Source organism: Chromobacterium sp. CV08 (assembly GCF_051129845.1).
Classification (GTDB): domain Bacteria; phylum Pseudomonadota; class Gammaproteobacteria; order Burkholderiales; family Chromobacteriaceae; genus Chromobacterium.
Window position 1 is genome coordinate 3,444,269 of the sequence record NZ_CP150453.1, and the last position, 24,400, is coordinate 3,468,668.

Below are 24,400 nucleotides of genomic sequence, written 5' to 3' on the forward strand. Positions count from 1 at the left end.
GCCTCAGGCGAAATCGTTGATGCGCGCGGTCGGCGCCAGTTGCAGCGCCGGCTGCGCGTCCGGATGGCTGCCGCGCCAGGCCTGGTAGTCTTTCCAGGCCTGCTCCAGCCGCTGGCTGGTCCTGGCGCCGCCGTCCACCGGCGTCAGCTCCACGCCCATGCGCCGCAAGATGCGGAAAATCCCGTCCACGTCCTGCCGGCCGCGGAAGCCCGGCTGCGCGTCGTCGCTGTTGCGCGCGCCCTTACGCTCGACCTGGGCCCAGGCATCGAAAGCCGCCAGATCGGCGGCCTGCTGCAAGCCGTTGCCGGCCACCTCCCTGACGCCATCGTCGTCCTGCAAGGCCTGGTGCAGGCCGGCCAGCCGATCCAGCACCGCCTGGGCCTGCTTGTCGTTGCGGGCGCGCCCCGGGACATTCGCCAGATCGAACACGCCCTGCGGCGTCCGGGCCTGCGGCGTCAGACCATGCCGCAGGGTGTCGGCGAGCGACTCCAGATCGCGGCGGTAGTAGTTCATCGGATCCACCATGCCATGCTCGGTCAAGGGCAGCAAGGAATCGACGTCGTCCTGCGACAGCGCGCCATTGGCCTGCAGCAGCTTGCCCAATTGCTTCAACTGGTCCATCGAGGCATTGGCGACATCGAAACCCTTCAATACTTGCAGCATCGGCAGGCTCATGCCGTACTGCGCCTCCAACTGGAAACGCTGGCTCAGCGCGTCGGCCTGCCGTCGAGGGCTGAGCGGCGGCGCCGTCTGCGCAGCCGGCTCGGCGCTCGCCTGCGGATCGCTCGGCGGCGCCGCCGGCTTTTCCTGCGGCGCCTGCAAGTCTATCTTCGCCTGCTCGCCGGGATGCTGCGTCTGCCAGGCCTGATAGCTTTTCCAGGCCTGCGCCATGCGATCCGCCGCGCCGGCCTGGTCCGATTGCGGCGGCAGGCTTATGCCCAGCCGCTGCAGTGTATTCATCACCGCATCCTCCGTGTCCCGGTCGAACGACGGCGCCGGCCCGCCCTGCGGCTGCCGCTCCTGCAGCCGCGCCCAATCGTTGAAGCGCTTGATGTCGGCCGCCTGGCTCATGCCGCCGTCGGCGGCCGCCTGCACGCTGTCGTCCTCCTGCAGGGCGTCGTGCAGGCCGGCCAGGCGATTCAGCATCTCCTGCACCCGCGCATTGCCTTGCAGCATGAAGTCGTAGGATTTCAGCGTGACCTCGCCGGCCTTGATCTCGGCCATCGCCTGGTCGCGGCGCTTGGCGAAGATTTCCAGCGCATTGCTGCCGCCGGCGGTTTTCCAGCCCTTGGCTTCGATGTCGCCGCGTATCGCCGCGGCGACGTCCCCATCCATTTCGCCCCGCGCCATCATCAGGTCGCTGAGCGCGTCCAGGTCCTTGCCAGACATGTCGCGCACATCGTACTGCTTCAACAACTGCAGCGTTTGCATGCTCATGCCGTAACGCGACTCGGGGGAGCCGACCTCCCGCCCCTTGTTGTCCAGCAGCGGCGCCGCGCCGCTGGGACCGGCCGGCGCGGGCACCGCCACCCGGACCGTCGCGGCGGCCGGCTGCCACGCCGCTTGCGGCCGGTAGGCGATCGGGAATCCGTCGTTCACGGCCATACTATGCTCCCTGTATACTATTCACCTATTCGATATCGGCTCATGCCATGAAATATTTAGCCAAAATATGCCAATAAAAAGAATGACGATCGGCAAAGCCGGCCGCATCGAGCAATGTTCCTCCCTGATTCCGCCCACCACGCTTTAAGCCATACTACGCATATGCACTTCATCTTCGACATCGACGGCACGATCTGCTTCAACGGCCACAGCATCAGCCCGGCCATCCAGGACGCGCTGTCCGGCCTGGAAGACCGCGGCCACCAGATAGGCTTCGCCTCCGCCCGCCCGTACCGCGACATGCTGCACCTGTTGGACGAGCGCTTCCACGACCGCCTGTTCGTCGGCTCCAACGGCGCGATGATCTGGCACCGGGGCGCGCTGACCGACATCGTTCCGCTGCCCGACGACACGCTGGCCCAGCTGTTCGAGTTGACCGAGCGCCACGGCGCCTCCTGTCTGGTGGACCTGGACTGGCACTACCATTACAGCGGCGACCCGGCCCATCCGTTCATGCAGCTGGTGGACCCGCAGCGCCGCGCCCGCCATGTCGGCCGCGACGAGATCCGCCGGCCGGTCAAGCTGCTGGTCACCGAGTGCGCCGACGGCGAGGCGCTGAAACAGGACCTGGGCCGGCGCGCCGACATCAACATCCACCACCATTCCGATCAGCAGATCGTCGACATCACCGCCGCCGGCGTCGACAAGATGAGCGCGCTGGTCCGCCACGGCATCGCCGGCGAGGAACTGGTCTGCTTCGGCAACGACAGTAACGATCTGTCGATGTTCGCCGCCGCACATCACGCGGTGCAGATCGGCGTCCATCCGCAGTTGCAGACCCACGCGACGGAACGCATCGCACGCGACGACGGCACCGAACAGGCGCTGATCGCGGCGCTGGAACGGCTGGGCCGGCGCTTCGCCGCCTAGCCTTCGCGCAGCGCCCCCAGGCAGGCCGCCGTCGCCAGCGACATCCCGGCCAGTTGCAGCGGCGCCGGGGTCTGGCCCAGCAAGCAGGCGCCGGCCAGCACGGCGATGGCCGGCTCCAGGCTCATCAGGACGCCGAAGGAAAAGGCCGGCATCCTTCTCAAGGCCTCGAGCTCCAGCAGGTAAGGCAGGGCCGGCATCAGCAGGGACAGGCCGGCCAGGCGCAGCAGCGCCTCCGCCGATGGCCACGCGCCGCCGTCCAGCCAGGCCCAGGGCGCCGCCGCCAGCGCGGCCACCGGCAGGGCCAGCGCCACGCCGTCGCCTCCCCCGCATGTCCGTCCCGCCCGCCTGAGCAGGACGATGTACGCGGCCCAGCACGCGGCTGACAACGCCGCCCAGGCCAGGCCGGCCGCATCGGCGACCCAGCGCTCCCCATGGCGGGACAACGCCAGGATGCCGACCAGCGCCAGCAGCGGCCACCGCCAGCGCCGCCCATCCTCCCGCCAGGCCAACAGCAACGGTCCCAGCAGATTGACCGCCACCGTCAGGCCCTGCGGCAGCGTGCGCAGGGCCGCGAAGAAGCCCAGCAACATGCCGGCCATGGCCAGGCCCAACAGCATCAGCGCCGGTTCCCGCCTCAAGGCCGAAAACAGCCGAGGCCGCCGCCACAGCAACAGGATCAGCGCGGCGAAGGCCAGCCGCAGCGCGGTGGCCCGGAACACGCCTATGCCCTGCGCGACCGGCATGGACAGCGACGCGCCGAACTGGACGCAGCACATCGACGACAGGGCCAGTCCGGCCCCGGTAAGCGTCCCGCCCGCTCCGCCCTTCCCGCCGGCGGCGTCAGTAGGTGACGAACTCACCGCGCAGCTTCCGCTTCATCCGCCGGTGCGCGTCGGCCAGCGCCTCCGACACGCCCTCCCTGCCGCGATGGACCAGGGCCGCGCCGCGCAGCTCCGCCTGCGCCCGGCCGATCACCGCGTCGATGTCTCGACCGTCCCGTTCGATCAAGCGCAACAGCACCGGCACATGGCGCATATCGTCGCTGACCAGGCCGATGGCCGCGGCCCGCGCCGCATCGGGCCCGTTGACGCCTATCGACCAGCGCGCGCGGCGCAGCATCGCCGCGTCGTTGGCGCCGTCTCCCATCGTCACCAGCCTGTCCAGGCCGCCGGCGCGGCGCGCCAGGCCCAGCGCCAACGCCGCCTTGGCGCGGTCTCCGACCATCGAGCAGGCCTCGACGATGCGGCCCAGCAGGGTGGCGGCGGCGCGGCCCGCCCGCTCGCGGCGGCAATAGGATATCCCCAGCTCCTCCCGGTAGAAGCGCTGAAAACGCCGCCGCAGCAGCTCTCTGCCGGCGCCGGACAAGTGCCGCTGCCGTATCCCGCCGTCCAGCCACAGCTCCGAGTGCTGGTCTATCAGCCGGCAGGCGTCGTCCAGATAGGTCCTCACCAGATCGATTTCCACCTCCCAGCGCCCGTGCCGGCGCAGCATGGCCTCGGCCTCCATCAGCGGAAACGGCGATCCCAGCACCCTGCCCGTCTCCAGCCAGCCGCCGACCGAAACCCGCGCCCGATACGGCTGCTGAGGCGCCGTGGTGATGCCGGCCAGTTGCCAGCCCATTGCAGCCAGTTGTTCGGCCATCTCCGGCGCGCCCGGCGTCGGCGGGGAGCGCAGCGCCAAGCGCTCCAGATAGCGGTAGTCGGCGCCGGCCGCCAGCAGCAAAGGCAGGGCGAAGATGGTATCGCTGCCCTCCTGCGCCAGCGTGTAGCCGCCCTCCGGCGGCGGCGCCCCGCCGCCGGGCCGCCGCAACGGGCCGGTATCGGCGCTGAAGGCGGCGTAGCCTTCGGCGTACAGGATCTGGCCGTAGGACGGCACGGCGTCCGTCGCGCCGACGGCCGGCTTCAGGCACGCCGACAAGGCCTCGGCGATGAAGTCCCCGAGGAACAGCGGCCCTTCGATATCGCTGGCCAGCAGCCAGCCTCCGGGCCGCATGCCGGCCTGGTCCAGCCGCTCGCGCAGATTGCCGCCGCTCGGCAGCTCCGCCATATCGTCTCTCATGATTCCGCCTCCCCGTGGCCATGACGGCCAGATCTTGCGCGCGATCGCCGATTGCGGCCGCAGCCGCGCCGCGCGAAACGGAAATCGCGAAAATGCTTTAGGGTATAGGGATGATCGCCGCCGATGGCAACGGGATGCGGTTTGCCCTTAGCGCCTGTTCGGACAACGCCTGTTCAAGGCGATTTCAGGCGCCCAAGCGCGCGCCGATGTATACTAACGGCATAAGTCCAAATAGCGACCGCCGCCATGATCCTCGTACACACCCCGAATCCCAAGGAAGTTTCGGCCTATCTCGAGCTGTTCCGCGCCGCGCTGCCGGAACGGCATTTCACCGGCCTGGAAGAGGCCGAGCTGGCCGAAGTCCGCCACCTGGTCGCCTGGGGCCTGCCCGACGGCCTGCTAGCCCGCATGCCGCGGCTGGAGTCGCTGTTCGCGCTGGGCGCCGGCGTCGACAAGCTGCTGAGCCGCGCCGACCTGCCGCCCGGCCTGCCGGTCTACCGGCTGCTGGACGGCGGCATGGCGGCCCAGATGACCGAGTACATCCGCTACGGCGTGCTGGGCTACCAGCGCAATATGGACATCTACCGCCGCCAGCAGGCCGCCGGCCAGTGGCGGATGCTGGCGCCGAAGCTGCCGGCCGACGTCAGTGTCGGCATACTGGGCCTGGGCGAGATAGGCGCGGCGGCGGCCAGGGCGCTGGCCCACGACGGCTACCGCGTCAGCGGCTGGAGCCGCAGTCCCAAGCATCTGCACCATGTGCACAGCCTGCATGGCGAGTCCGGCCTGGAGAAGCTGCTGGAAACCAGCGACGTGGTGGCCTGCGTGCTGCCGTCGACGCCGCAGACCCGCGGCCTGCTGGACGGCGAGAAGCTGTCGCTGATGCGGCCGGGATCGATGCTGATCAACGCCGGCCGCGGCGACCTGCTCGACCAGGACGCGCTGCTGGCGCTACTGGGCAACGGCCACATCCGCTGCGCGCAGCTGGACGTGTTCGCCGAGGAACCGCTGCCGCCCGGCCATCCGCTGTGGCGCCATCCGTCGGTGGCCGTCACGCCGCACATCGCCGCGATCACGCTCAGGCAGCAGGCGGTGGAACAGATCGCCGCCGGCCTGCGCCGCCTGGCCGAAGGCGGAGAGGCCGAAGGCCGCGTCGAGCGCGCCCAGGGCTATTGAGGCGGCCGCGCCCATGCCAATGGCCAGTTGGCGGTCGAGACGAATCATACGTTTGTTTCATAAGCATATGAATTTAAAGGCCGCCCCGGACGCCGAAAAAACCGGCCCGAGTCCCGGCCGGAAAGGACAGTAGCCGCGCCGGACGCCGCCTTACTAACATCGCAGCCATTTTATTCCACCTCATCGGGAGGCGATGAAATGGCCGATGCCGTGCATTCCGTACGCGTGATTCCCGCCCGGCTGCAAGCGCCGCAGAGAGAGCAGCTGGCGCGGGAACTGTTCGCCGTCCACGACGCCATCTTCGCCGGCATAGACCTCGCCGGCTTCAAGGCGCTGATCCTGTCCCCGCCGTCCGAGCACAGCAGCCTGCTGCTGCACCGCGACGAGACCGGCCGCCTGGTCGGCTATTGCGCGGTGCACCGGTTTCGCCGGCAGCTCGGCTCCCGCGCCTGCAGCGTGTTGCGCATACAGTCCGGCCTCTTGAAGGCGTATCGGGGACGAAACAGCAATTTCGGCTTCCTGGTCCGCCAGGTGATGTACCACTGGCTGTCCCACCCGCTGCGGCCGTTGTACCTGCTCGGCGTGATGGTGCATCCGTCCAGCTACGCCGTGCTGCACAAATTCGCCCGCCGGCTGTGGCCGGCGCCGGGCCAGGACCTGCGCCATCCGCTGGCGGCCAAGGCCGCGGCGCTGTTTTCCAGCTTCCAGCTGACGCCGGTGTCGCCGGAGCGGCCCTTCGTCGCCAAGCTAGGCATCCTCACCCGGGACAGCCGGGACGACGAGCGGTTCTGGCAGTGCTCGACCAGGCCGTCCGACCGCTTCTTCCTCAGCGTCAATCCCGGCTACCGCGACGGCGAAGGCCTGCTGACGCTGACGCCGCTGTCGCCGCTGGCGGTGCTCCATGCGCTGTACCGCTGCCTGAAGCTGCGCAAGAGGCCGCGCGCGGCCCTGCCGGCCTGACGGCATCGGGCAGAAAACGGTCCGACCTCGAACAGGCGCCGAGAACCGGGCGACGCCGGGCCAAGATTCCTGACCTTTTGAACAGAGCCGGCCTTTGGCCGGCCCCGCCGGCTTGCCGGCCAAAACGCCGTTGACATAATATGGCAGGCAGCCCGTCCGGGCCGCCAGGCGTCGGACGTCCATACCACACGCAACCGCCTCGACCCGCTCCATGGATCTTCACCGCCGCCCCTACGCCGCCGATCGCTGGCGCTGGCTGCCGCTGCTGCTGTTGCCGCTGTCCTCCGCGCAGGCGCTGCCGTGCGCCGACCAGCCGGCGACGCTGACGATAGTCGGCCGCATCTCCCGCTTCACCGACCCGGCGCACAAGGTCTACGTGCTGAACCGGGCGTCGCTGGACCGGCTGCCCCAGCGCGACATCACCACCGCGACCGACTGGACGCCGCCGGGGACCTTCCGCGGCCCGCTGCTGCGCGACCTGCTGACCCTGGTCGGCGCCCACGGCAGCCAGGTGAAGTTCTACGGCGAGGACGACTACAACATCACGATTCCGCTGTCCGACTTCTCCCGCTACGACGCGATACTGGCCAGCGGCTGGAACGGCCGGCCGCTGCGACTGGAGGACTACGGCCCGTTCTGGGTGATGTACCCGTTGCCGCGGATGTCGGCCGCCGAGACCGGCGGCACGTTTCCGTCCAAGCTGATCTGGCAGGTGACCAGGATGGAGATCAGATGAGCCGGCCAGGCCGCCTGGCCCCACGCAATCTGGGCGCGCCGGAGCGCGCCTTCCTTGCGCTGTCGCTGGTGGCCACGCTGCTGATTTCCTGGACCCTGTACGCCGCGGTGATCAAGCGCCCGATCCCGGACAAGGCATCCGATCTGTACTGGATGGTCGCGCAGACCCAGCTGGCGCTGAACCGGGTGGAGCTGGACGCCTGGCGCTATCGCGCCGGCCAGATTCCGCGGCGGGAGGTGGACAAGAGCTACGCGATCGCGGTCAGCCGCTACCGGATGTACTCGCGGCCGTCTTACGCCAACGCGACGCTGGCGCAGATAGACGGCTTCGCCGCGCTTCGGACGGCGCTGGCCCGCTTCTTCGAGGCCCCGCCGCGCGCCTGGAGCCAGCAGGACGCGCAGCAGGCCTCGCGCGACATCGCCGCGCTGCGGCCGCTGCTGGCCGATTTCGGCGTCAAGGCGCGCCAACGCGAAAACAGCGACATGGTGCAGCAGATGAGGATGGTGGAAAAGCACCAGACCATGTATCTGCTGGGCCTGATGTGCTGGCTGGCCTTCCTGTGCATCTTCTGGTTCGTGCTGCACCGCTTCGGCGAGGTCAGGCGCCAGGCCACGCAACAGCAGCAGATACTGGAGCGCGAGCAGGCCGCCCGCGCCGCGCTGGTGCAGACCGAGCTGGCGCGCGACACCTTCCTCGCCACCATCAGCCACGAGATCCGCTCGCCGCTGCAAAGCATACAGACCTGCGTCGAGCTGCTGGAATACAACGTGCCGCCGGACTCCCCCGGTTCCGGCTACCTGGCGCGGCTGAAGCACAGCACCGAGCATCTGCTGGAACAGGTGCGCGACATCATGGACATTTCGGCGCTGAAGAACCACCAGCTGGCGCTGGACCCCGGCGCCACCGACGTCAACGCGCTGATACAGGCGATAGAACTGGCCCACCGCGGCAACGCCGAGGCCAAGGGCCTGACGCTGACGATAGACTGTCCGGAACTGCCGGTGCTGTGGCTGGACGGCCACCGCCTGCGGCAGATCGTCTGGAACCTGCTGTCCAACGCGATACGCTACACCGACGCTGGCGGGATCGCGCTGAGGCTGCGCTACCGCGAACGGCAGCTGGTCGTCGAGGTCAGCGACACCGGGGTCGGCATCGCCGACGAGATCAAGGCCCAGCTGTTCCGCCCGTTCGCGCGCGGCAAGACCCGGCGCCCCGGCAGCAGCGGCCTGGGGCTCGCCATCGTCCACGAACTGGTGACGCTGTTCGGCGGCTACATCCAGGTGGAAAGCGAGGAAGGCGTCGGCAGCCGTTTCACCCTGCGGCTGCCGGCGCAGCAGGCCGCCGCCCACGAGCGCGACGAGGCCGGGCAGCCCGGACGCATCCTGCTGCTGGACGACGACGAGCATATACGCGAATCCTACCGCGCCCTGCTGGAGGCCAAGGGCTACCGGGTGGAAACGCTGGCGACGGTGCCGGCCGCGATCGCCAAGGTCCGCGCCGAAAACTACGATCTGCTGCTGCTGGACCTGCAGCTCGGCAGCGCCAGCGGCTACGAGGTGGCCGAGGCGGCCAGCCGCGCCGACGCCAACCGCAAGACGCCGGTGATAGGCATGACGGCGTTCAAGCACGAATTCAACGATCCCCGCCAGACCCTGCTGGCCGGCAAACTGGAGAAGCCTTTCAGCTTCGATCAGCTGCAGCGGCTGCTCGAGCGCAGCCTGCCGGCGGCCAGCCGGCGCCACCGCACGGCCTGATCTTCGGCCCGGTTCAAGCCCATCGGCGCGACGCGGGCATTGCAGGCAAAATCAAGATAACGGTATATTCGAATCGGATAAGTGGTTTTACCTAGTCCGATCGGCGCCACACCCGAATAACCGCAGCCCGCAGGGATCCGTCATGAATCACTCGCAACCGAAATGGGGACGCCTGAGTACCCGCATCATCGTGGTGGCCGCCATCGCCATCACCGTCGCCTTCGCCGTCATGATCGCCCTGATCGCCCGCCTCAACTACAACTCGGCGCGCGACACCGGCTACCAGCTGGCGTCGGAACAGGCTGACAGCTACGCCAAGGACGCCGAGGGCGCGCTGTCGCAGGGCTTCCAGCTGCCGCGCCACCTGGCCGACGTCGTCGAGGGCGTGCGCCGCGGCGGCCGGCCCGACCGCAAGCAGACCGACAACATCATCCTGCAATTGCTGGACCACTCGCCGCAGTCGATAGGACTGTGGATGCTGTGGGAGCCGGACGCTTTCGACGGCGACGACAACGCCTTCCGCCTGGACTGGCCACGCCACGACCCGACCGGCCGCTACGCGCCCTACATCACGCGCAACGCCCAGGGCAAGGCGCAGATGGACGTGATGATGTCGGCCGACCGCATCAAGGACTTTCCGAAGTACAAGGACCATCCGCAGAGCTACCAGCCAGACTACGAGAAGCCGGGCTGGGGCGATTTCTACTACGTGCCCAAGCAACGCGGCCGCGACACCATCACCGAGCCGTATCCGTACGAGGTCCAGGGCAAGAAGGTGCTGGAGAGTTCGCTGGCCGTGGTGATGAAGGACGGCGCCGGCAAGTTGCTGGGCGTATCCGCCACCGACATCGCGCTGGACCAGCTGCAGCAGCGCTTCGGCCAGGTCCGGCCGGGCGGCTCGGGCTTCATCCGCATCGTCTCCGAGGGCGGGCTCTATGTGGTCAGCCCGAAGGCCGAGCAGCTGGGCAAGCCGGTGGCCAAGGAGGACGCGCTGTCCTCCCATCTGGCCGACGTCAGGAAGGGCGAGGACTTCGTCTACGAGGACGGCGACTTCACCCATTTCTTCCACCCGATCCGCATCGGCGAGACCGGGCAGTTCTGGGCGCTGGGCGTCAGCGTGCCCACCGCCGCGCTGACCGCCGACGCCCGCCGCGAGATGTTCAGCGCGATCGCCATCGGCGTGGTGGCGCTGGTGCTGATCCTGCTGCTGCTGGCGGCGGTGACGCGGGCGCTGACCCGGCCGCTGAACCGGCTGGCCGACACGATGGAGCAGCTGGCCGCCGGCGGCGGCGACCTGACCGTCCGCATCGCCATCGCCAACCGCGACGAGATCGGCCGCACCGCCCACGCCTTCAACCGGCTGCTGGACAGCCTGCGCGACATGTTCGTCAACGTCCGCGACCAGAGCCGCCAGGTGTCGGAGGCGGCCGCCCGGCTCAGCCACTCGGCCGAGCGGGTCCGCGATGCCTCGGCCCAGCAGTCCGACGCCGCGACCGCCAGCGCCGCCAGCGTGCAGCAGGTCACCGTCGGCGCCCAGCACATCGCCGACACCGCGCAGCAGGCCGGCGCCATCGCTCGCGACACCGGCGCGATGACCGAGCAGAGCGTGGCCAAGGTGGAGCGCGTCACCGCCGAGATCCAGCGGATGACCGACAGCATGCACGCGCTGGCCGAGCGGATGAACGGCCTGGGCGAGCGCTCGGGCGAGGTGACCACCATCGTCGGCGTGATCAAGGACATCGCCGACCAGACCAATCTGCTGGCGCTGAACGCGGCGATAGAGGCGGCGCGCGCCGGCGAGCTGGGCCGCGGCTTCGCCGTGGTGGCCGACGAGGTCCGCAATCTGGCCGGCCGCACCGCCGAGGCGACGGTGCAGATCACCCGCATCGTCGAGGCGATAGGCAGCGAGACCGATATGGCGGTCAGCGACGTGCGCGACAGCAGCGCCCAGGTCGATCTGAGCGTCGGCATCGCCGCCGAGGCCAACCAGGCGATGCGCGAGGTGCAGGACTACAACCGCCAGCTGGCGACCAGCATCGTCGACATCGCCGCCGCCACCCGCGAGCAGTCCAGCGCCAGCCAGGAGATCGCGCAGAACGTCGAGCGCATCAGCGGCATGGCGCAGGGCAACGACCAGACGGTGCGCGAGGTCAGCGAGGCGGTGGGCCGGCTGCGCGAGCTGGCCGGCGAGCTGGAGCGGCTGGTCGGCCACTTCAAGCTCTAAGAGCCTGTTCAAGGTCTTTTTCCGGCAGCGGCCACCTCTGCCGGATGCAGGGCGCCCAAAGCGGCCCGCCGCAATGTCATTCACTGCAAGGGACGTTTGACAAAGCCATGCGCCGGCAGAAAACGGCCCCGAAGGGCAGCCCGGCCACGCCGGGCTTTTTCACGCCCCGCCCGCCGCGCGCAGGGCCAGCGCGGCGGCGAAACCCAGCAGCAGCAGGCCGCAGCCGGCATCCAGCCCGCGCCGGCCCCGCTCGCCCAGCCGGGACAGCAAGGCGCCGCCGCCGTGGGCCAGCGCCAGCCACCACGCCGCGGAGCCGCAGAACACCCCGGCGACGATGGCCAGCTGTTGCGCGCCGCTGGCCGGCAGGCCGCCGGACAGGCCCGCCGCCACCGCGGCGAAGGACAGGATGGTCATCGGATTGCTCAAGGTCAGCAAGAGCGTGCCGGCATAGGCCTGCCACAGTCCGTCTCCGCCGTCCTCCGGGCGCGCCGCCGCCGCCGGACGCCGCAGCGTGGCAAAACCCATGGCCGCCAGCAGCAGGCAGCCGGCCCAGCCCAGCGGCCTCGCCAGCTGGCCGGCCAGATGCAGCACCGCATTGCCGCCGGCCACGCCCGCCAGCGCGAACAAGGCGTCGGCGCTGGCCGCGCCCAGCCCGGTGGCCAGGCCCAGCCTCGGGCCGCCGCGCAGCGTGCGGCTGATGCACAACAAGCCTATCGGCCCGACCGGGGCCGCGATCGCCAAGCCTATCAAGGCCGCTTGCCAGAACATGGTTTCTCCTCCGCCGACGATGGCCATAGTGTGCCGCCGCGCCGGGCCGGCGCCCATGCGTTTTTTTCGGCCAGACGTTATGCTGACCTTGAAAACCGAGGTCAAACGGCAAGAGGAGCTTACGAATGGAAGTCGACGCCAAATCCTGGGCCATCCTGGCCGCGCTGCAGGCCAATGCCCGGCAGTCGCTGACCGAGCTGGCCCAGGCCGTCGGCCTGTCGGTGCCGGCGGTTTCGGAGCGGGTGCGGCGGCTGGAGGAGGCCGGCGTGATCCAGGGCTACCACGCGCGCGTGGCGCCGCTGCGCGCCGGCTACGCGCTGTCGGCGCTGGTCGGCATCACCGTGCCGCAACCGGACAAGAAGACGCTGCTGGCACGGCTGGAGGCGATGCCGGAGGTGATGGAATGCCACCACGTCACCGGCGTCGACTCCTATGTGTTCCGGCTGCTGGCGCGCGACGTCTCGCACCTGGAGCTGCTGGTGGCGCAGCTGAACGATCTGGGCGAGACGCGCACGTCCATCATCCTGTCGACGCCGATCCAGGGGCGGCCGGTGCGGCCGCCCCGCTGAGCCGCCTCACAAATCGAGCGTCACCTGGTGGTGCAGCAGCCATTCGTTCAGGCCCAGCGCCATCTCCAGGCCGGCGCGCTCCGGCGAGGTGCTGGTCTTGCCGAACGGCTTGTCCAGCAGCTTCCAGGCCGCGGCCTTGTCCAGCAGCGGCAGCCCCGGCGACGAGGCGTCGTCCAGCACGCGGCCGAGGCCGGCGCGCAGCGCCTGTTCGTAGGCCGGGTCCTGGGTGGCCGGATACGGGCTCTTGACGCGCTGGACGATGGAGTCCGGCAGCACGTCGCGGCCGGCGGCGCGCAGCAGGCTCTTCTCGCGGCCGTCGAAGGTCTTCATGCTCCACGGCGCGTTGAACACGTATTCGACCAGCCGGTGGTCGCAGAACGGCACCCTGACCTCCAGCCCCACCGCCATGCTCATCCTGTCCTTGCGGTCCAGCAGGGCCTGGACGAAGCGGGTCAGGTGCATGTGGCTGATCTCGCGCATCCGCCGCTCGGTCGGGCTGTCCGACGCCAGCCTCGGCACCTCGGACAGCGCCTGCTCGTAGCTGTCGCGCCGGAAGCCCTGCATGTCCAGCTCGCCCAGCAGCTGCGGCGCGATCAGCGACTGGCCGTCGAAGAAGGCGCCGCTCTGCCCGGCCAGCCACGGGAAGGTGTCGGCCGCCACCGCGGCGGCGTCGTGGAACCAGCGGTAGCCGCCGAAGACCTCGTCGGCCGACTCGCCGGACAGCGCCACCGTCGATTGCGCGCGTATCGCCTCGAACAGCTTGTACAGCGAAGGCAGCATGTCGCCCCAGTAGGCCGGCGGCAGGTCCTGCGCGCCCAGCACGGCGGCGCGCAGCGCCGGATCGGCCAGCTCGCGGCTTTCCAGCACGATCTCGCGGTGGTCGGTGCCGGCGAAGGCCGCCAGGTCGCGGACGAAGGGCGCGTCCGGCGAAGCGCGCAGGTAGTCGGCCTCGAATTCGATGCCGTGCTTGACGAAGTCCACCGAGAACGAGCGCACCGTCCCCTTGCCCTGCCGCCGCATGCTCCGCGCGGCCAGCGCGGTGATCACCGACGAGTCCAGGCCGCCGGACAGCAGCGTGCACAGCGGCACGTCGGCGACGATCTGGCGCTCGACGATATCGTCCAGCAGCTCGCGCACCGTGCGTATCGTCGTCTGCAGATCGTCGGCGTGCTCGCGGGCCTCCAGCTGCCAGTAGCGGTGCTTGCGCAGGCCGGCGCGGTCGACGGTGACGGTCTGGCCCGGACGCACTTCGCGCATGCCGGCGAAGACCGCCGCTTCCGGCGTCTTCACCAGGTCCAGCATCTCGCGCAGGCCGTCTACCGACACCCGGCGTTGCGCCTCCGGATGCGCCAGTATCGCCTTCGGCTCGGAACCGAACAGCACGCCGTCGGCGGTCTGGTAGTAGTACAGCGGCTTGACGCCCATGCGGTCGCGCACCAGCAGCAGCCGCTCGGCGCGCGCGTCCCACACGGCGAAGGCGTACATGCCGTTGAGCCGGGCGGTCAGCGCCTCGCCCCATTGCAGATAGGCGCGCAGCACCACCTCGGTGTCGCTGCGGGTGCGGAAGACGTGGCCCAGACCTTCCAGCTCATGGCGCAGTTCCTGGAAGTTGTAGACCTCGCCGGTGTAGACCAGGCAGGCCAGCGTGCGGCCGTCCTCCTCGGCCAGCATAGGCTGCCGGCCTCCCTCGAGATCGATGATGGACAGCCGGCGGTGGCCCATCGCCGCGCGGCGGTCCAGCCACAGGCCTTCGGCGTCCGGTCCGCGCTTCTCCATCGTGCGCGTCATCCGCTCCGCCACTTCGCGGTAACGGCTCAGGTCGCGCTCGAAACTCACCCATCCTGCGATTCCACACATCGTCGGCTCTCCTCTGTTGGATTCGTCCGCCGGCGGCCGTCGCGCCGCCCGCGTCTGCCGGCATTATCGGCGCGCGCGACAATATACAGAATGCATAGTCCGTGTTAGTCGGCGCGCGGCGCCGCAACAACTGGTAATAAGAACGGGATATTGACGTATTCCCGCGGCGGGAACGCCGCGGGCGGGCTCAGCCGGCGCGGGCGCAGCTCTTGTCCGGCGCCTGGTAACGGCCGTCCGGCGCGATGGGCCGGGCCAGCGGCGAGTCCCAGGTCTGCCGATGCAGCTCGGCGATGCGCCGCGCCATCGCCTCGTTGCGCAGCACCACCTCCAAATTGCGCGACTTGTCCAGATAGCCGCCGCTCCAGTTGCTGGTGCCGACCCAGGCGATCTTGCCGTCTATCGCCATCGTCTTGCTGTGTATGACCCGCGCGAACGGGATGCAGGCGCCGTCGCGCGGGATGGTCACCACCCGCACCTCGACGCCGGGCAGCGCCGCCAGGCTCTTCAGGTAATCGACGCCGGGCGCTTCGAGGTTCCAGTCGGACACCATCAGCTTGACCCTGACGCCGCGCGCCTCGGCCGCGCGTATCGCGTCGTCGAACAAGGGATAGTAGTTTCGCGGCTTGCCGAAGCTCAGCGGCGCGTAGTCCAGCAGCTGGATGCGCACCTCGTCGCGGGCCTCGGCCATCAGCCTGGGCAGGGCGGTCTCGGAGTCGCCGACGCCGTCCGGATTGTAGGCGTTCGGGCTGGCCAAGAGCACCGCCGGCCGGCTCAGGTCGGCCGGCTGGACGGCGCTGCGCAGCGGCGCCGGCGGCAGGCCGGCCGCCACCCTGGCCTGCTCGGCCCAGTCTTGCTCGAAGATGGCCTGCATGCGGCCGGCCATCGCCGCGTCGTCTATCTTCAAACCGGTTTCGTGTATGTGCTGCAGCGAGCGCCAGTCGAAGTTCTGGCTGCCGACATAGCCGGTCTTGCCGTCGACGACGATGAATTTGGCGTGGATGATGCCGTTGCCGGTCAGCTTGCTGTAGTCCAGCTGGCGGTATTCCAGATTGGGTATGCCCTTCAGCCGGTCTATCGTCTGCTGCCGGCTGGCGAACATGCCCTTCTTCTCCATCAGGAAGCGTATCCTGACGCCCCGCCGCCCGGCCGCCTCCAGCCTGGCGATGACCGGTTCCAGCCGGCTGCCCGGCTCGTCGGCGGCGTAGAACTGCTCCAGCACGATCTCGCGCTTGGCCGAATCGAACAACTGGCTCCAGACGGTGGCCGGATCGCGCAGGTCCGGGGTGTCCAGACCGGCGTGCTGCGGCGCGGTATGCACCAGCTCGAAACCGGGAATGGCGAAGTCGGCTCGGGCCAGCGAGGCGGTCATCGTCAGGGCCAGCGGCCACCAGCGTTTCGGCATTGCGGCATCCTTTGCAAAAGGCGCGATGATGACAGATTCATGTTAAGCAAGTATGTAGCCGGCATGAAAAAGGCCGCCCGATGGGCGGCCCGGATCGACCTCTCGCCTGCCGTCAGCGCAGCGACAACAGGGCCACGACCCGATAGCGGCTGATGCCCAGCAGCGCCGGCACCAGCTGCTGCAGATGGCCGAAATCGGCGCTCTGGTTCAACCTGGCGTTGAAATCGCCGACGAAGGCGCTGGCCCAGCTCTGCTCGTCGCTGCGCGACAACTGGGAGATGGACTGCCTGGCCTCGGCGATGGCGCTGTCTATCGAGGCGCGCGTCTGCTGCAGCCTCGCGATCGCGCGCAACACATCCTGCAGCGCCAGGCGCACCTGGGCGTGGTCGTCGACCTGCCAGCGCGCGGCGTCCAGCGCCGGCGCCTCCGCCTCCAGCGCCAGCGGCTGCGGCACGCCGCCGGGGAAGCGCACGCCGCCGCCGCGCACCGTCAGGCCGCCCTGCAGTTGCGCCCAGTCCCCCTCGCCGCTGCTGAAGCCGAGCCGGCCGTGATCGTCCAGCTCGCAACGCGCGCCGACCGGGCCCAGCGCCTGGTTCAGCCCGCGCAGGATCTGCTCCCGCGTCACGCCGTCGCCGACCCGCAGCGCGGTGGCGACGCCGCCGGCGCTGAAGCTCAGCGTTTCCGCCGGGCCGGACGTCAGGCTGTCCAGATCCAGGCCGCGCGCGGTGAAGTTCTGCCGCGCCGGCGCGCCCAGCGTCAGCCTCAGCTGGCTGTCCAGGCTGCCGGCGCTGTCGGCGCGGCGGTTCTGCCAGGCCTGGCGCAGCGCGTCGCGCTGCGCGGCCAGGCCGGCGCCGTCTAGCCGGCGCTGGGTCAGCTGCCGGCTCAGATTGTCCTTGAAGTCCTGCAACTGGCGCAGCATGCCGTCGACGAAGCCCTGAGCGCACTGGGCGGCGCTGAGCTGCTCGTTCAGCTGCGTGCTGTAGCGCCAGCCGGATGGACCGGCCTGCGACGGCTGCGCGCCGGCCAGCGCGGCGCGGCCCCCCGAGGAGGCGAAGGCGGCCGCCGGGGCGACGGCGGCGCCGTCCTTGCGCCAGCGGGACTCGCCGCCGGCCGGATTGATGGAGCTGAACGTGGTCGGCATCGGCCCCTCAGATCACATCGAACAGGGTCAGCTGGCTGACCTTGCCGTAGGCCTGCTGACTGGTCTTCAGCGCCATCGTCAGATTGTTCATATTGATGTAGGCGGTGCCGTAGTCCAGGCTGCCCAGTTCCAGGATGCTCTTCTGGTTGGCCAGGCTGAGGCTGTCGTGGTTGGCGTCCAGCGTCTGCAGCACGTTCTGGGCGCCGCCCAGCTCGGAAATGGTGCCGCCGACGCTGGACAGCGCGCTGTCGACGCCGTCCATCACGCCGCGCACGGCGGCGCCCAGGGCCGGATCCTTGTTGTCCAGCGTCGGGCTTTGCAGCGTCGCGACGATCTTGTCCAGCTGGTTCAGCAGATCGGCCATGGGCTGCAGCGTGACGTTGGACGACTCGGTGACGCCCTCGCCCACCGTCACCAGCTGGCGGTCGGTGTTGCCGTTGAAGCGGTAGCGGCTGCCCGGCGGCTGGCTGGGATCGGCGACGATGGTCGCGTTATTGGTGGCGCTGCCGGAAAACATGTAGCGCCCCTCGCTGTCCTTGGTGTTGGCGGCGAACAGTATGCTGTCGCGCAGGCTGGCCAGCGGCGACGCCATCGCCTTCAGATCCTCGGCCGGCGGCTGGTTGGCCGCCGCCACCAGGATGTCGCGCGCGTCGCGCAGATTGGCGCTGATGCCGTTCAGCAAGGCCTCGTTCTTCGACAGCTGCGACTTCAGCGCGCCGATATTGTCGCGGTACTGCGACAGCGAGGCCTCCTCGCGCTGCAGGCGCAGCAGCCGCACGCTGGCGATCGGGTTTTCCGAGGCCGCCAGCATGCTCTTGCCGCTGGACATCTTCTGCAGCAGGTCGGCCATCGCGGAACTGCTGTCCTGCATGGCCAGCATCACGACGGACTGGTACTGGTTGCTGGAGATACGCATGCTCGCTCGTCCTTACAGAATGGCCAGGGTGCTCTCGAACAGCTGGTTCGCCACCGAGATCACCTTCATATTGGCCTGGTACATCTTCTGGTATTCGATCAGGTTGACCGCCTCTTCGTCGCGGTTGACGCCGGACGCGGACTGCCAGTTCTTCTCGGCCTCGGCCCGGATCACGTTGGCGGTGGACAGGCCGGCCTTGTTCTGCTGGCTGGCGATGGCCAGGTGGCCGATCATCTGCGAATAGGCGTCGCCCAGCGTCACCTGGCCGACGCCGGCCAGCGGGAAGCTCTGCTGCTTGATCGCCAGGATCTGCCGCAGGTTGTCGTTGTTGCCGGGCTTGGCCGGATCGGCCGAGAAACCGAGGTCGGCGGCGGCGATGCCGGTGGTCTGCAACAGGCCGTGGGCGGCGCCCGGATCGTACTGGAACAGCGGCTTGCCCGGCTGGCCGTTCAGGTCGTAGCCCAGCGCCAGCTGCGCATTGACGCGGTTGGCCAGCTCGCCGGCCAGCGCGCGCACCTGCTCCCGCACCGGCCGCAGATTGTCGGTCTCGAACTGGTTCAGGCCGCCCAGCTGGCCGCCCAGGTCGCCGCCCGGCATCGCGTATTTTTCGGTGCCGAAGGCCAGCTTCAGCTGCTGGCTGCCGTCCGGCTGGGTCTCGCTGGACAGCGTCGCGGCGCTGTCGCCGGCCACCAGCGGCAGACCGTTCTTCAGCGACACCGACTTGCTGCCGTCCGGCTGCGCCACCACCCGGACCTCGACCAGCGACGACAGCGCGTCGATCTGGCGGTCGCGCTCGTCCTCGAGCCCGGAGGTATTGATGCCCTGGGCCTTGGCCGACATCAGTTTCTCGTTCAGCGCCGCCAGATTGGCGGTGGCGCTGTTGATCTGGGTCAGCGTGGCGCCGCGCTGCTCGGCGATGGCCGCCAGTTGCGACGTCAGCACGCCGTCCAGATTGTTGAAGCGCTGCGACAGCGCGCCGGCCTCCCGCACGACCTGGTCGCGCATGGTGTTGGAGTCCAGGCTGGCGGCGTTCAGCGCGGCGAAGAATTTGTCGAAGCCGGCCGACAGGCTGCTGCCGTCGTTGCCCATCACCTGCTCCAGCTGGCTGAAGTAGGGCTGGGCCGCCGACATCGCGCCGACATTGGAGCCGGCCTGCCACTGCAGCAGATTGCGGTAGTCGTCGCTGAAGCGGCGCACGCTGGCGACGCTGACCCCGTAGCCGGCGCTCAACGGGTCGCCGGCGCCCGGCGCCTGCGTCGCCAGCACCACGCCCTGGCGCGAATAGCCTACCGTCTTCTGGTTGGCGATGTTCTGGCTGGCGGTATTGAGCGCGACCTGCGCGGCCTGCGCCCCGGTCAGCGCGTTGTCTATCATGCGCATTTGGCTGTCATCGCTTGGAAAGAGGGAACATCGGCGTGGCGAAGGCCGCCAGCCCCTGGCCGTCGCGGCGGCTCTTCTCCAGACTGGCGACCGCGCCGGCCGCGTCCTTAACGGTAATATTCCCGTCGGCCGGCAGCAGCTGGGTCAGTATCGCGTCGGCGATGCCGAACACATGCCGTCCGGCCAGCTGGTCGGCCAGCGCGCCGTCGGCGATCTCCAGCATGTCGGCGTTGATGGAGTTGGCGAAGATGCTGTCCTCGCCGGCCACCTCGCGCGTGGTCTTGCGCATCTGCTTGAACATCTCGCGCGCGAACTGGGCCTCGAACAGCTCGGCCGCCTTCTGCGCCTGCTTGCGGTATTCCGGATTGGCCGGCGCCACCGCGCCGTCGCCGCCGGCGTCCGGCGCCGGGTTCTGCAAATCGTTGTTCAGCATCAGATCACCACCAGTTCGCCGTCTATCGCGCCGGCCTGATCCAGCGCCTGCAGTATCGCCATCACGTCGTCCGGCGTCGCGCCGGTGCGGTTGACGGTGTCTATGATGGCGCGCAGGCTGGCGCCGGCCGGCCACTTGAACATCCGCCCCCTGCCCTGCTCCACCTGGACGTTGGACTCCGGCACCACCTTGGTGTCGCCGTTGCTGAACGGGCCGGGCTGGCTGACCTGGGACGACTCGGAGATGATCACCCTGAGGCTGCCGTGCGACACCGCCGCCGGCCGCACGGTGACGCCCTCGCTGATCACCACGGTGCCGGTGCGCGAATTGAACACCACGCGCGGGATCTCGGCGCCGACATTGACGTTCAGCCGCTCCAGCCGCGCGACGAAGGCCACGCGCTCGGTCGGGTCCGACGGCGCCCTGACCTCGATGGCGGTGGCGTTGCGGGTGGTGGCGATCTTGCCGTAGCTCTGGTTGATCGCGCGGACGATATTGGTGGCGGTCTCGAAATTGGGCCGGCGCAGGCTGAGCCGCACCGAATCGCCCTGCTCGAAGTCGCTGGGAATCTCTCGCTCTATGCTGGCGCCGTTCGGGATGCGGCCGGCCGTCGGCGTGTTGACGGTGACGCTGGAGCCGCTCTTGCCCTGCGCCGCCAGGCCGCCTATCACCACGCTGCCCTGGGCCAGCGCGTAGATCTCGCCGTTGGCCGCCTTCAGCTGGGTCAGCAGCAGCGTGCCGCCGCGCAGGCTCTTGGCGTCGCCCAGGGACGACACCGTCACGTCTATCGTCTGGCCGCGGCTGTAGCCGGGCGGCAGGCTGGCGCTGACCATCACCGCCGCGACGTTCTTGACGCGGGTGTCGGTCTTCTCCGGCATCTTCAGGCCGAACTGCTTCAGCATATTGGCGACGGACTGGCCGGAGAACTTCACCTGCGAGTTGTCGCCGGTGCCGTCCAGGCCGACGACGATGCCGTAGCCTATCAGCTGGTTGTCTCGTATGCCCTCGACGTTGACCAGCTGCCGCAGCGGCTGGGCGGCCGCCGCCAGCGAAAAGACCGCCAGGCAGCCGGCGGTCAGGACTTGCAGGAATCTGAATCTCATGGGGGCCCTAGAACGGCATCAGCGGGCTGGCGAAGAACTTCATCAGCCAGCCGGGATTGTTGGCGTCGGCCAGCGCGCCGCTGCCGGAATAGCCTATGCGGGCGTTGGCGATGCGCAGCGAGGACACGCGGTTGTCGGTGTCGATGTCCTCGACGCGCACATAGCCGGCGAGCCGCAGCGTCTCCTCGCCCTGGTTCAGCGCCAGCTGCTTCTCGCCCCGCACCTGCAGCAGGCCGTTGGCCAGCACCTTGTGCACCACCACCGTCAGCGAGCCGGCCAGCGCGTTCTGCTGCGTGGAGCTGGACGAGCCGTTGAAGTCGCGGTTGGCGTCTATGCCCAGCTGGGCATTGAAGGTGGTGTTGCCTATCAGCGACGGGCCTATCTTGGCGCCGGACTTCTTGCCGAAGCTGGTGCCGGCCTGCTTGCTGGCCTGGGTGGTCTCTTCCAGCACCACGGTCAGCACGTCGCCGGGGCGGAAGGCGCGGTTGTCCGAAGTCAGCGACAGCGCCCCGCCGGCGGTGAACACGCCGCCGCCGCGCGGCGCCTCGACCTGCTGCCGCATCAGTTCGGGCAGCGGGTCCGGCGCCGGCGGCGCCGGCTGGAACTGGGCGCAGCCGGCCAGGAGCAAGGCCGGCAGCAGCAGTCGGCAAATGCTCATCGTACCGACTGGCCCAGCTGCTGAAGCATATTGTCGGCGGCCGACAGCACCTTGGTGTTCATCTCGTAGGTGCGCTGGGCGGCGATCATGTCGACCATCTCCTCGACCACCTGGACGTTGGAGCCCTCCAGGCTGCCCTGCTTCAGCTTGCCCAGCGCGTCGCTGCCGGGGTTGCCGGTGGCCGGGTTGCCGCTGGCGGCGGTCTCCTGGAACAGGTTGTCGCCGAGCGCCAGCAGGCCGGTCGGGTTGACGAAGTTGGCCAGCGTGATCTGGCCGACGTCGGTCGGCGCGCTCGAGCCGCCCTCGGTCACCGACACCACGCCGGTCTCGCTGATCGAGATCTTGGTGGCGGTGGCCGGAATCTTCACCTCCGGCTCCAGCGGCAGGCCCTGGGCGTTGACCAGCAGGCCGTCGGCGTTCAGCTGCAGCTGACCGGCGCGGGTGTAGCCGGTGTCGCCGTTGCTCATCTTCACCTGCAGAAAGCCCTGGCCGACGATGGCCAGGTCCAGCGACTGGTTGGTCGTGGAGATATTGCCTTCGGTGAACACCTTCTGGCTGCCGACCAGGCGGGTGCCGTTGCCCAGCTGCACGCCGGACGGCGACACATTGTTGTCGTCGACCTTGCTGCCGGGCTGCTTCTCCACCTGGTAGAACAGGTCTTCGAACACCATGCGGTCGCGCTTGAAGCCTGTGGTGTTGACGTTGGCCAGGTTGTTGGCGATGGCGGTCAGGCGCGCGTCTTGCGCCTGTATGCCGGTCTTGCTGATCCACAGTGCCGGATTCATCGAATTCTCCTAATCGCGTTCAGCCGCGCACCAGGCGGTTGCCCGCCTCGTTCATGTCGCTGGCGGCGTTGAACAGCTTCATCTGCATTTCGAAATTGCGGTTGAGCGTCATCGTGGCGACCATCTCCTCCACCGCCGACACATTGCTGCGCTCCAAGTGGCCGCTCTGCACCTTGACGCTGTCGTCGGCCGGCAGCGGACCGCCCTGGCGCGGCACGATCAGGCCGTCGGCGCTCTTGCCGATCTCCCGCGGGTCCGGCTTGACCAGCTTCAGCTTGTCCACCGGCTGCATCTCGGTATTGCCCGGAGTGAGCACCGACACGGTGCCGTCGGCGGCGACCGCCGCCTTCAGATAGCCTTCCGGCAGGCGGATGGCGCCGCCGTCGCCCAGCACCGGGTGGCCGTTGATGCTCAGCGTGCCGTCGGCGCCCGTCGTCATCGCGCCGGCGCGGGTGTAGGCCTCGCCGCCGTCCGGCGCGGCGATGGCGATGAAGCCGTCGCCCTGCAGCGCGACGTCGAGGTCGCGGCCGGTCTCCACCACGGTGCCGGCGCGGACGTCGAGCGCGGTGTCGGCGTTCTTGCTCAGCAGCCGCGCGTCGTAGCCGTAGCCGGGCACCGCCTGGCTGATCGCCGTGTCGATGTCGGCGCGGAAGCCGCCGGTCTCGGCGTTGGCCAGGTTGTTGGCGTGGATCTGCTGCGCCTTCAGCATCCGGTCGGCGCCGCTCATCGCGGTGTAGATCAGCGCGTCCATCGCCTTACACCGCCTGCATCAGCGCCTGCATCACCTGGTTCTCGGTCGAGATCACCTTGGTGTTGGCCTGGTAATTGCGTTGCGCGGTCATCAGCGTCACCAGTTCGGAGGTGACGTCGACATTGGACTGCTCCAGCGAGCTGGTGGCCAGCTTGCCGGCCATATTGCTGCCGGCCACCGACAGCAGCGCCGCGCCGGAACCGGTCGACTCCTGCCAGCTGGTCTGCGAGGCGGCGCTCAGCGCGCTCTCGTTGGCGAAGTTGGCGATGGCCAGCTGGGCGATCACCTGCTTCTGGTCGTTGCTGTAGCTGACGACGACCTCGCCGTTCTCGCCCAGGCTGACGCCGGTGCGCGCGCCCGGCGCGTAGCCGTTGCTGGCGTTGCGGCTGGTGCTGGGTTCGCCGGCGAACTGGGTGGTGCCGCTGTAGTCCAGCGCCAGCTTCAGCGGCGAGGCGCCGGCCGGCGTGCCCAGATCCAGCGCGACCGTCGTCGTCGGCGCGGTCAGCTTGCCGTTGGTGTCGAACTTCAGATCGGTGGTGGCGGGCAGCATCTGGCCGTCCAGCGCATAGTGCGCGGTGACGGTGCTGTCGGCGCTCTTGCAGAAGTACTGCGTCAGATTGTGCTTGTTGCCCAGCGAGTCGAACACCGTCGACACATTGGAGTGGTTGAAGCTCTGGGTGTTGTTCTTGTCGAACGGTATCGTCTGCACCGCCCAGCCGGCCGACATATTGCCGGTGTACTGCAGCGAGTCGCTGGGCTTGGCCGGGATGTTGCCGGTCGGAATCTGGATGTCGCCCAGCGCGCCCAGCGCGCCGGTGTCGGCCTTGGCGTAGCCCTGGATGCGGCCGCCGTAGCCGTCGACCAGATAGCCGTCCTTGTCGGTGTTGAAGATGCCGACGCGGCTGTAGGTCATCGCGCCGGCGACGCTCTTGGACACGAAGAAGCCGCGGCCGTCGATGGCGGCGTCCAGCGCCCGGCCGGTGTTGACCAGGCCGCCGTTGCGACCGATGTTCTGGCTGTTGCCGTTGGCGTTGACGCCCATCGCCTGGCTGCCGGCGTAGGCGGAGGCGAAAGTCACCCGGCCCGACTTGAAGCCGTAGGTGGCGGAGTTGGCGATGTTGTCGCTGATGCTGCCCAACTGATTGTTGACGGCATTGATGCCGGACAGCGCAATTTCGAAACTCATGGGAATCTCCG

22 protein-coding genes are annotated in these 24,400 nt (G+C 69.0%); 7 read left to right on the forward strand and 15 right to left on the reverse strand.

The features are described from left to right. Positions 1–3 precede the first annotated feature (3 nt). On the reverse strand, positions 4–1,605 hold the full coding sequence (locus WNM05_RS15950) for a hypothetical protein (RefSeq protein WP_434628668.1): 1,602 nt from the start codon (positions 1,603–1,605) through the stop codon (positions 4–6). 162 nt (positions 1,606–1,767) lie between these two features. On the opposite strand from WNM05_RS15950, the gene WNM05_RS15955 reads away from it, so the two are divergent. Further along, the gene (locus WNM05_RS15955) at positions 1,768–2,535 is read left to right on the forward strand and encodes an HAD-IIB family hydrolase (RefSeq protein ID WP_434628670.1); all 768 of its coding nucleotides are present in this window, start codon (positions 1,768–1,770) and stop codon (positions 2,533–2,535) included. Here the strand turns inward: WNM05_RS15955 and WNM05_RS15960 are convergent. Then, on the reverse strand, positions 2,532–3,395 hold the full coding sequence (locus WNM05_RS15960; protein WP_434628672.1) for an EamA family transporter: 864 nt from the start codon (positions 3,393–3,395) through the stop codon (positions 2,532–2,534). The two genes, WNM05_RS15955 and WNM05_RS15960, sit on opposite strands and share 4 nt — an antisense overlap. After that, positions 3,376–4,593: a hypothetical protein gene (locus tag WNM05_RS15965; protein ID WP_434628674.1), complete on the reverse strand. Its 1,218-nt coding sequence runs from the start codon at positions 4,591–4,593 to the stop codon at positions 3,376–3,378. Before WNM05_RS15965 ends, WNM05_RS15960 begins: the two co-directional genes overlap by 20 nt. Before the next feature lie 246 nt (positions 4,594–4,839). On the opposite strand from WNM05_RS15965, the gene WNM05_RS15970 reads away from it, so the two are divergent. The 5 genes from WNM05_RS15970 (at position 4,840) to WNM05_RS15990 (ending at position 11,440) form a co-directional block, all read left to right on the forward strand. Further along, a complete protein-coding gene (locus WNM05_RS15970) occupies positions 4,840–5,766 on the forward strand; it encodes a 2-hydroxyacid dehydrogenase (protein WP_434628676.1) in 927 nt (308 codons plus the stop codon). A gap of 198 nt (positions 5,767–5,964) precedes the next feature. After that, a complete protein-coding gene (locus tag WNM05_RS15975; protein WP_434628678.1) occupies positions 5,965–6,726 on the forward strand; it encodes a hypothetical protein in 762 nt (253 codons plus the stop codon). A 211-nt stretch (positions 6,727–6,937) separates the two neighbouring features. Continuing rightward, on the forward strand, positions 6,938–7,462 hold the full coding sequence (locus tag WNM05_RS15980) for a molybdopterin-dependent oxidoreductase (protein ID WP_434628680.1): 525 nt from the start codon (positions 6,938–6,940) through the stop codon (positions 7,460–7,462). Further along, on the forward strand, positions 7,459–9,216 hold the full coding sequence (locus tag WNM05_RS15985) for a hybrid sensor histidine kinase/response regulator (protein WP_434628681.1): 1,758 nt from the start codon (positions 7,459–7,461) through the stop codon (positions 9,214–9,216). Before WNM05_RS15980 ends, WNM05_RS15985 begins: the two co-directional genes overlap by 4 nt. 142 nt (positions 9,217–9,358) lie before the next feature. Beyond that, positions 9,359–11,440 (forward strand): methyl-accepting chemotaxis protein, encoded by a 2,082-nt coding sequence (locus WNM05_RS15990; RefSeq protein WP_434628683.1) that lies wholly within the window; start codon positions 9,359–9,361, stop codon positions 11,438–11,440. Between the two features lie 159 nt (positions 11,441–11,599). Here WNM05_RS15990 and WNM05_RS15995 read toward each other — a convergent pair whose 3' ends face one another. After that, positions 11,600–12,208: a LysE family transporter gene (locus WNM05_RS15995; protein WP_434628685.1), complete on the reverse strand. Its 609-nt coding sequence runs from the start codon at positions 12,206–12,208 to the stop codon at positions 11,600–11,602. A gap of 125 nt (positions 12,209–12,333) precedes the next feature. Between WNM05_RS15995 and WNM05_RS16000 the strand changes: the two genes are divergently transcribed. Further along, a complete protein-coding gene (locus WNM05_RS16000) occupies positions 12,334–12,777 on the forward strand; it encodes an Lrp/AsnC family transcriptional regulator (RefSeq protein WP_434628687.1) in 444 nt (147 codons plus the stop codon). Between the two features lie 6 nt (positions 12,778–12,783). Here the strand turns inward: WNM05_RS16000 and asnB are convergent, their stop codons facing one another. The 11 genes from asnB to WNM05_RS16055 form a co-directional block, all read right to left on the reverse strand. Continuing rightward, a complete protein-coding gene (asnB, locus tag WNM05_RS16005) occupies positions 12,784–14,634 on the reverse strand; it encodes an asparagine synthase (glutamine-hydrolyzing) (RefSeq protein ID WP_434628689.1) in 1,851 nt (616 codons plus the stop codon). A 187-nt stretch (positions 14,635–14,821) separates the two neighbouring features. Continuing rightward, the gene (locus WNM05_RS16010; RefSeq protein WP_434628691.1) at positions 14,822–16,036 is read right to left on the reverse strand and encodes a phospholipase D-like domain-containing protein; all 1,215 of its coding nucleotides are present in this window, start codon (positions 16,034–16,036) and stop codon (positions 14,822–14,824) included. A 112-nt stretch (positions 16,037–16,148) separates the two neighbouring features. After that, a complete protein-coding gene (locus WNM05_RS16015) occupies positions 16,149–17,177 on the reverse strand; it encodes a hypothetical protein (protein ID WP_434628693.1) in 1,029 nt (342 codons plus the stop codon). A gap of 7 nt (positions 17,178–17,184) precedes the next feature. Next, entirely contained in the window at positions 17,185–18,093 is a 909-nt protein-coding gene (locus WNM05_RS16020) for a flagellar hook-associated protein FlgL (RefSeq protein ID WP_434628695.1), read from the reverse strand. Positions 18,094–18,105: 12 nt separating this feature from the next. After that, positions 18,106–19,473, reverse strand: coding sequence for a flagellar hook-associated protein FlgK (gene flgK / locus WNM05_RS16025; protein ID WP_434628697.1), 1,368 nt, complete (start codon positions 19,471–19,473; stop codon positions 18,106–18,108). Positions 19,474–19,480: 7 nt separating this feature from the next. Further along, positions 19,481–19,906: a flagellar biosynthesis protein FlgJ gene (locus tag WNM05_RS16030; RefSeq protein WP_434628699.1), complete on the reverse strand. Its 426-nt coding sequence runs from the start codon at positions 19,904–19,906 to the stop codon at positions 19,481–19,483. Continuing rightward, on the reverse strand, positions 19,906–21,009 hold the full coding sequence (locus WNM05_RS16035) for a flagellar basal body P-ring protein FlgI (protein ID WP_434628701.1): 1,104 nt from the start codon (positions 21,007–21,009) through the stop codon (positions 19,906–19,908). Before WNM05_RS16035 ends, WNM05_RS16030 begins: the two co-directional genes overlap by 1 nt. Positions 21,010–21,016: 7 nt before the next feature. Further along, entirely contained in the window at positions 21,017–21,667 is a 651-nt protein-coding gene (flgH, locus tag WNM05_RS16040) for a flagellar basal body L-ring protein FlgH (protein WP_434628702.1), read from the reverse strand. Beyond that, positions 21,664–22,452 (reverse strand): flagellar basal-body rod protein FlgG, encoded by a 789-nt coding sequence (gene flgG, locus WNM05_RS16045; protein ID WP_434628704.1) that lies wholly within the window; start codon positions 22,450–22,452, stop codon positions 21,664–21,666. The genes flgH and flgG overlap by 4 nt, the downstream gene beginning before the upstream one ends. A gap of 19 nt (positions 22,453–22,471) precedes the next feature. After that, complete coding sequence (locus WNM05_RS16050) at positions 22,472–23,203, reverse strand: flagellar basal body rod protein FlgF (protein WP_434628706.1); 732 nt, start codon at positions 23,201–23,203, stop codon at positions 22,472–22,474. Positions 23,204–23,207: 4 nt separating this feature from the next. Continuing rightward, a complete protein-coding gene (locus WNM05_RS16055; protein WP_434628708.1) occupies positions 23,208–24,389 on the reverse strand; it encodes a flagellar hook protein FlgE in 1,182 nt (393 codons plus the stop codon). Positions 24,390–24,400: the final 11 nt, after the last annotated feature.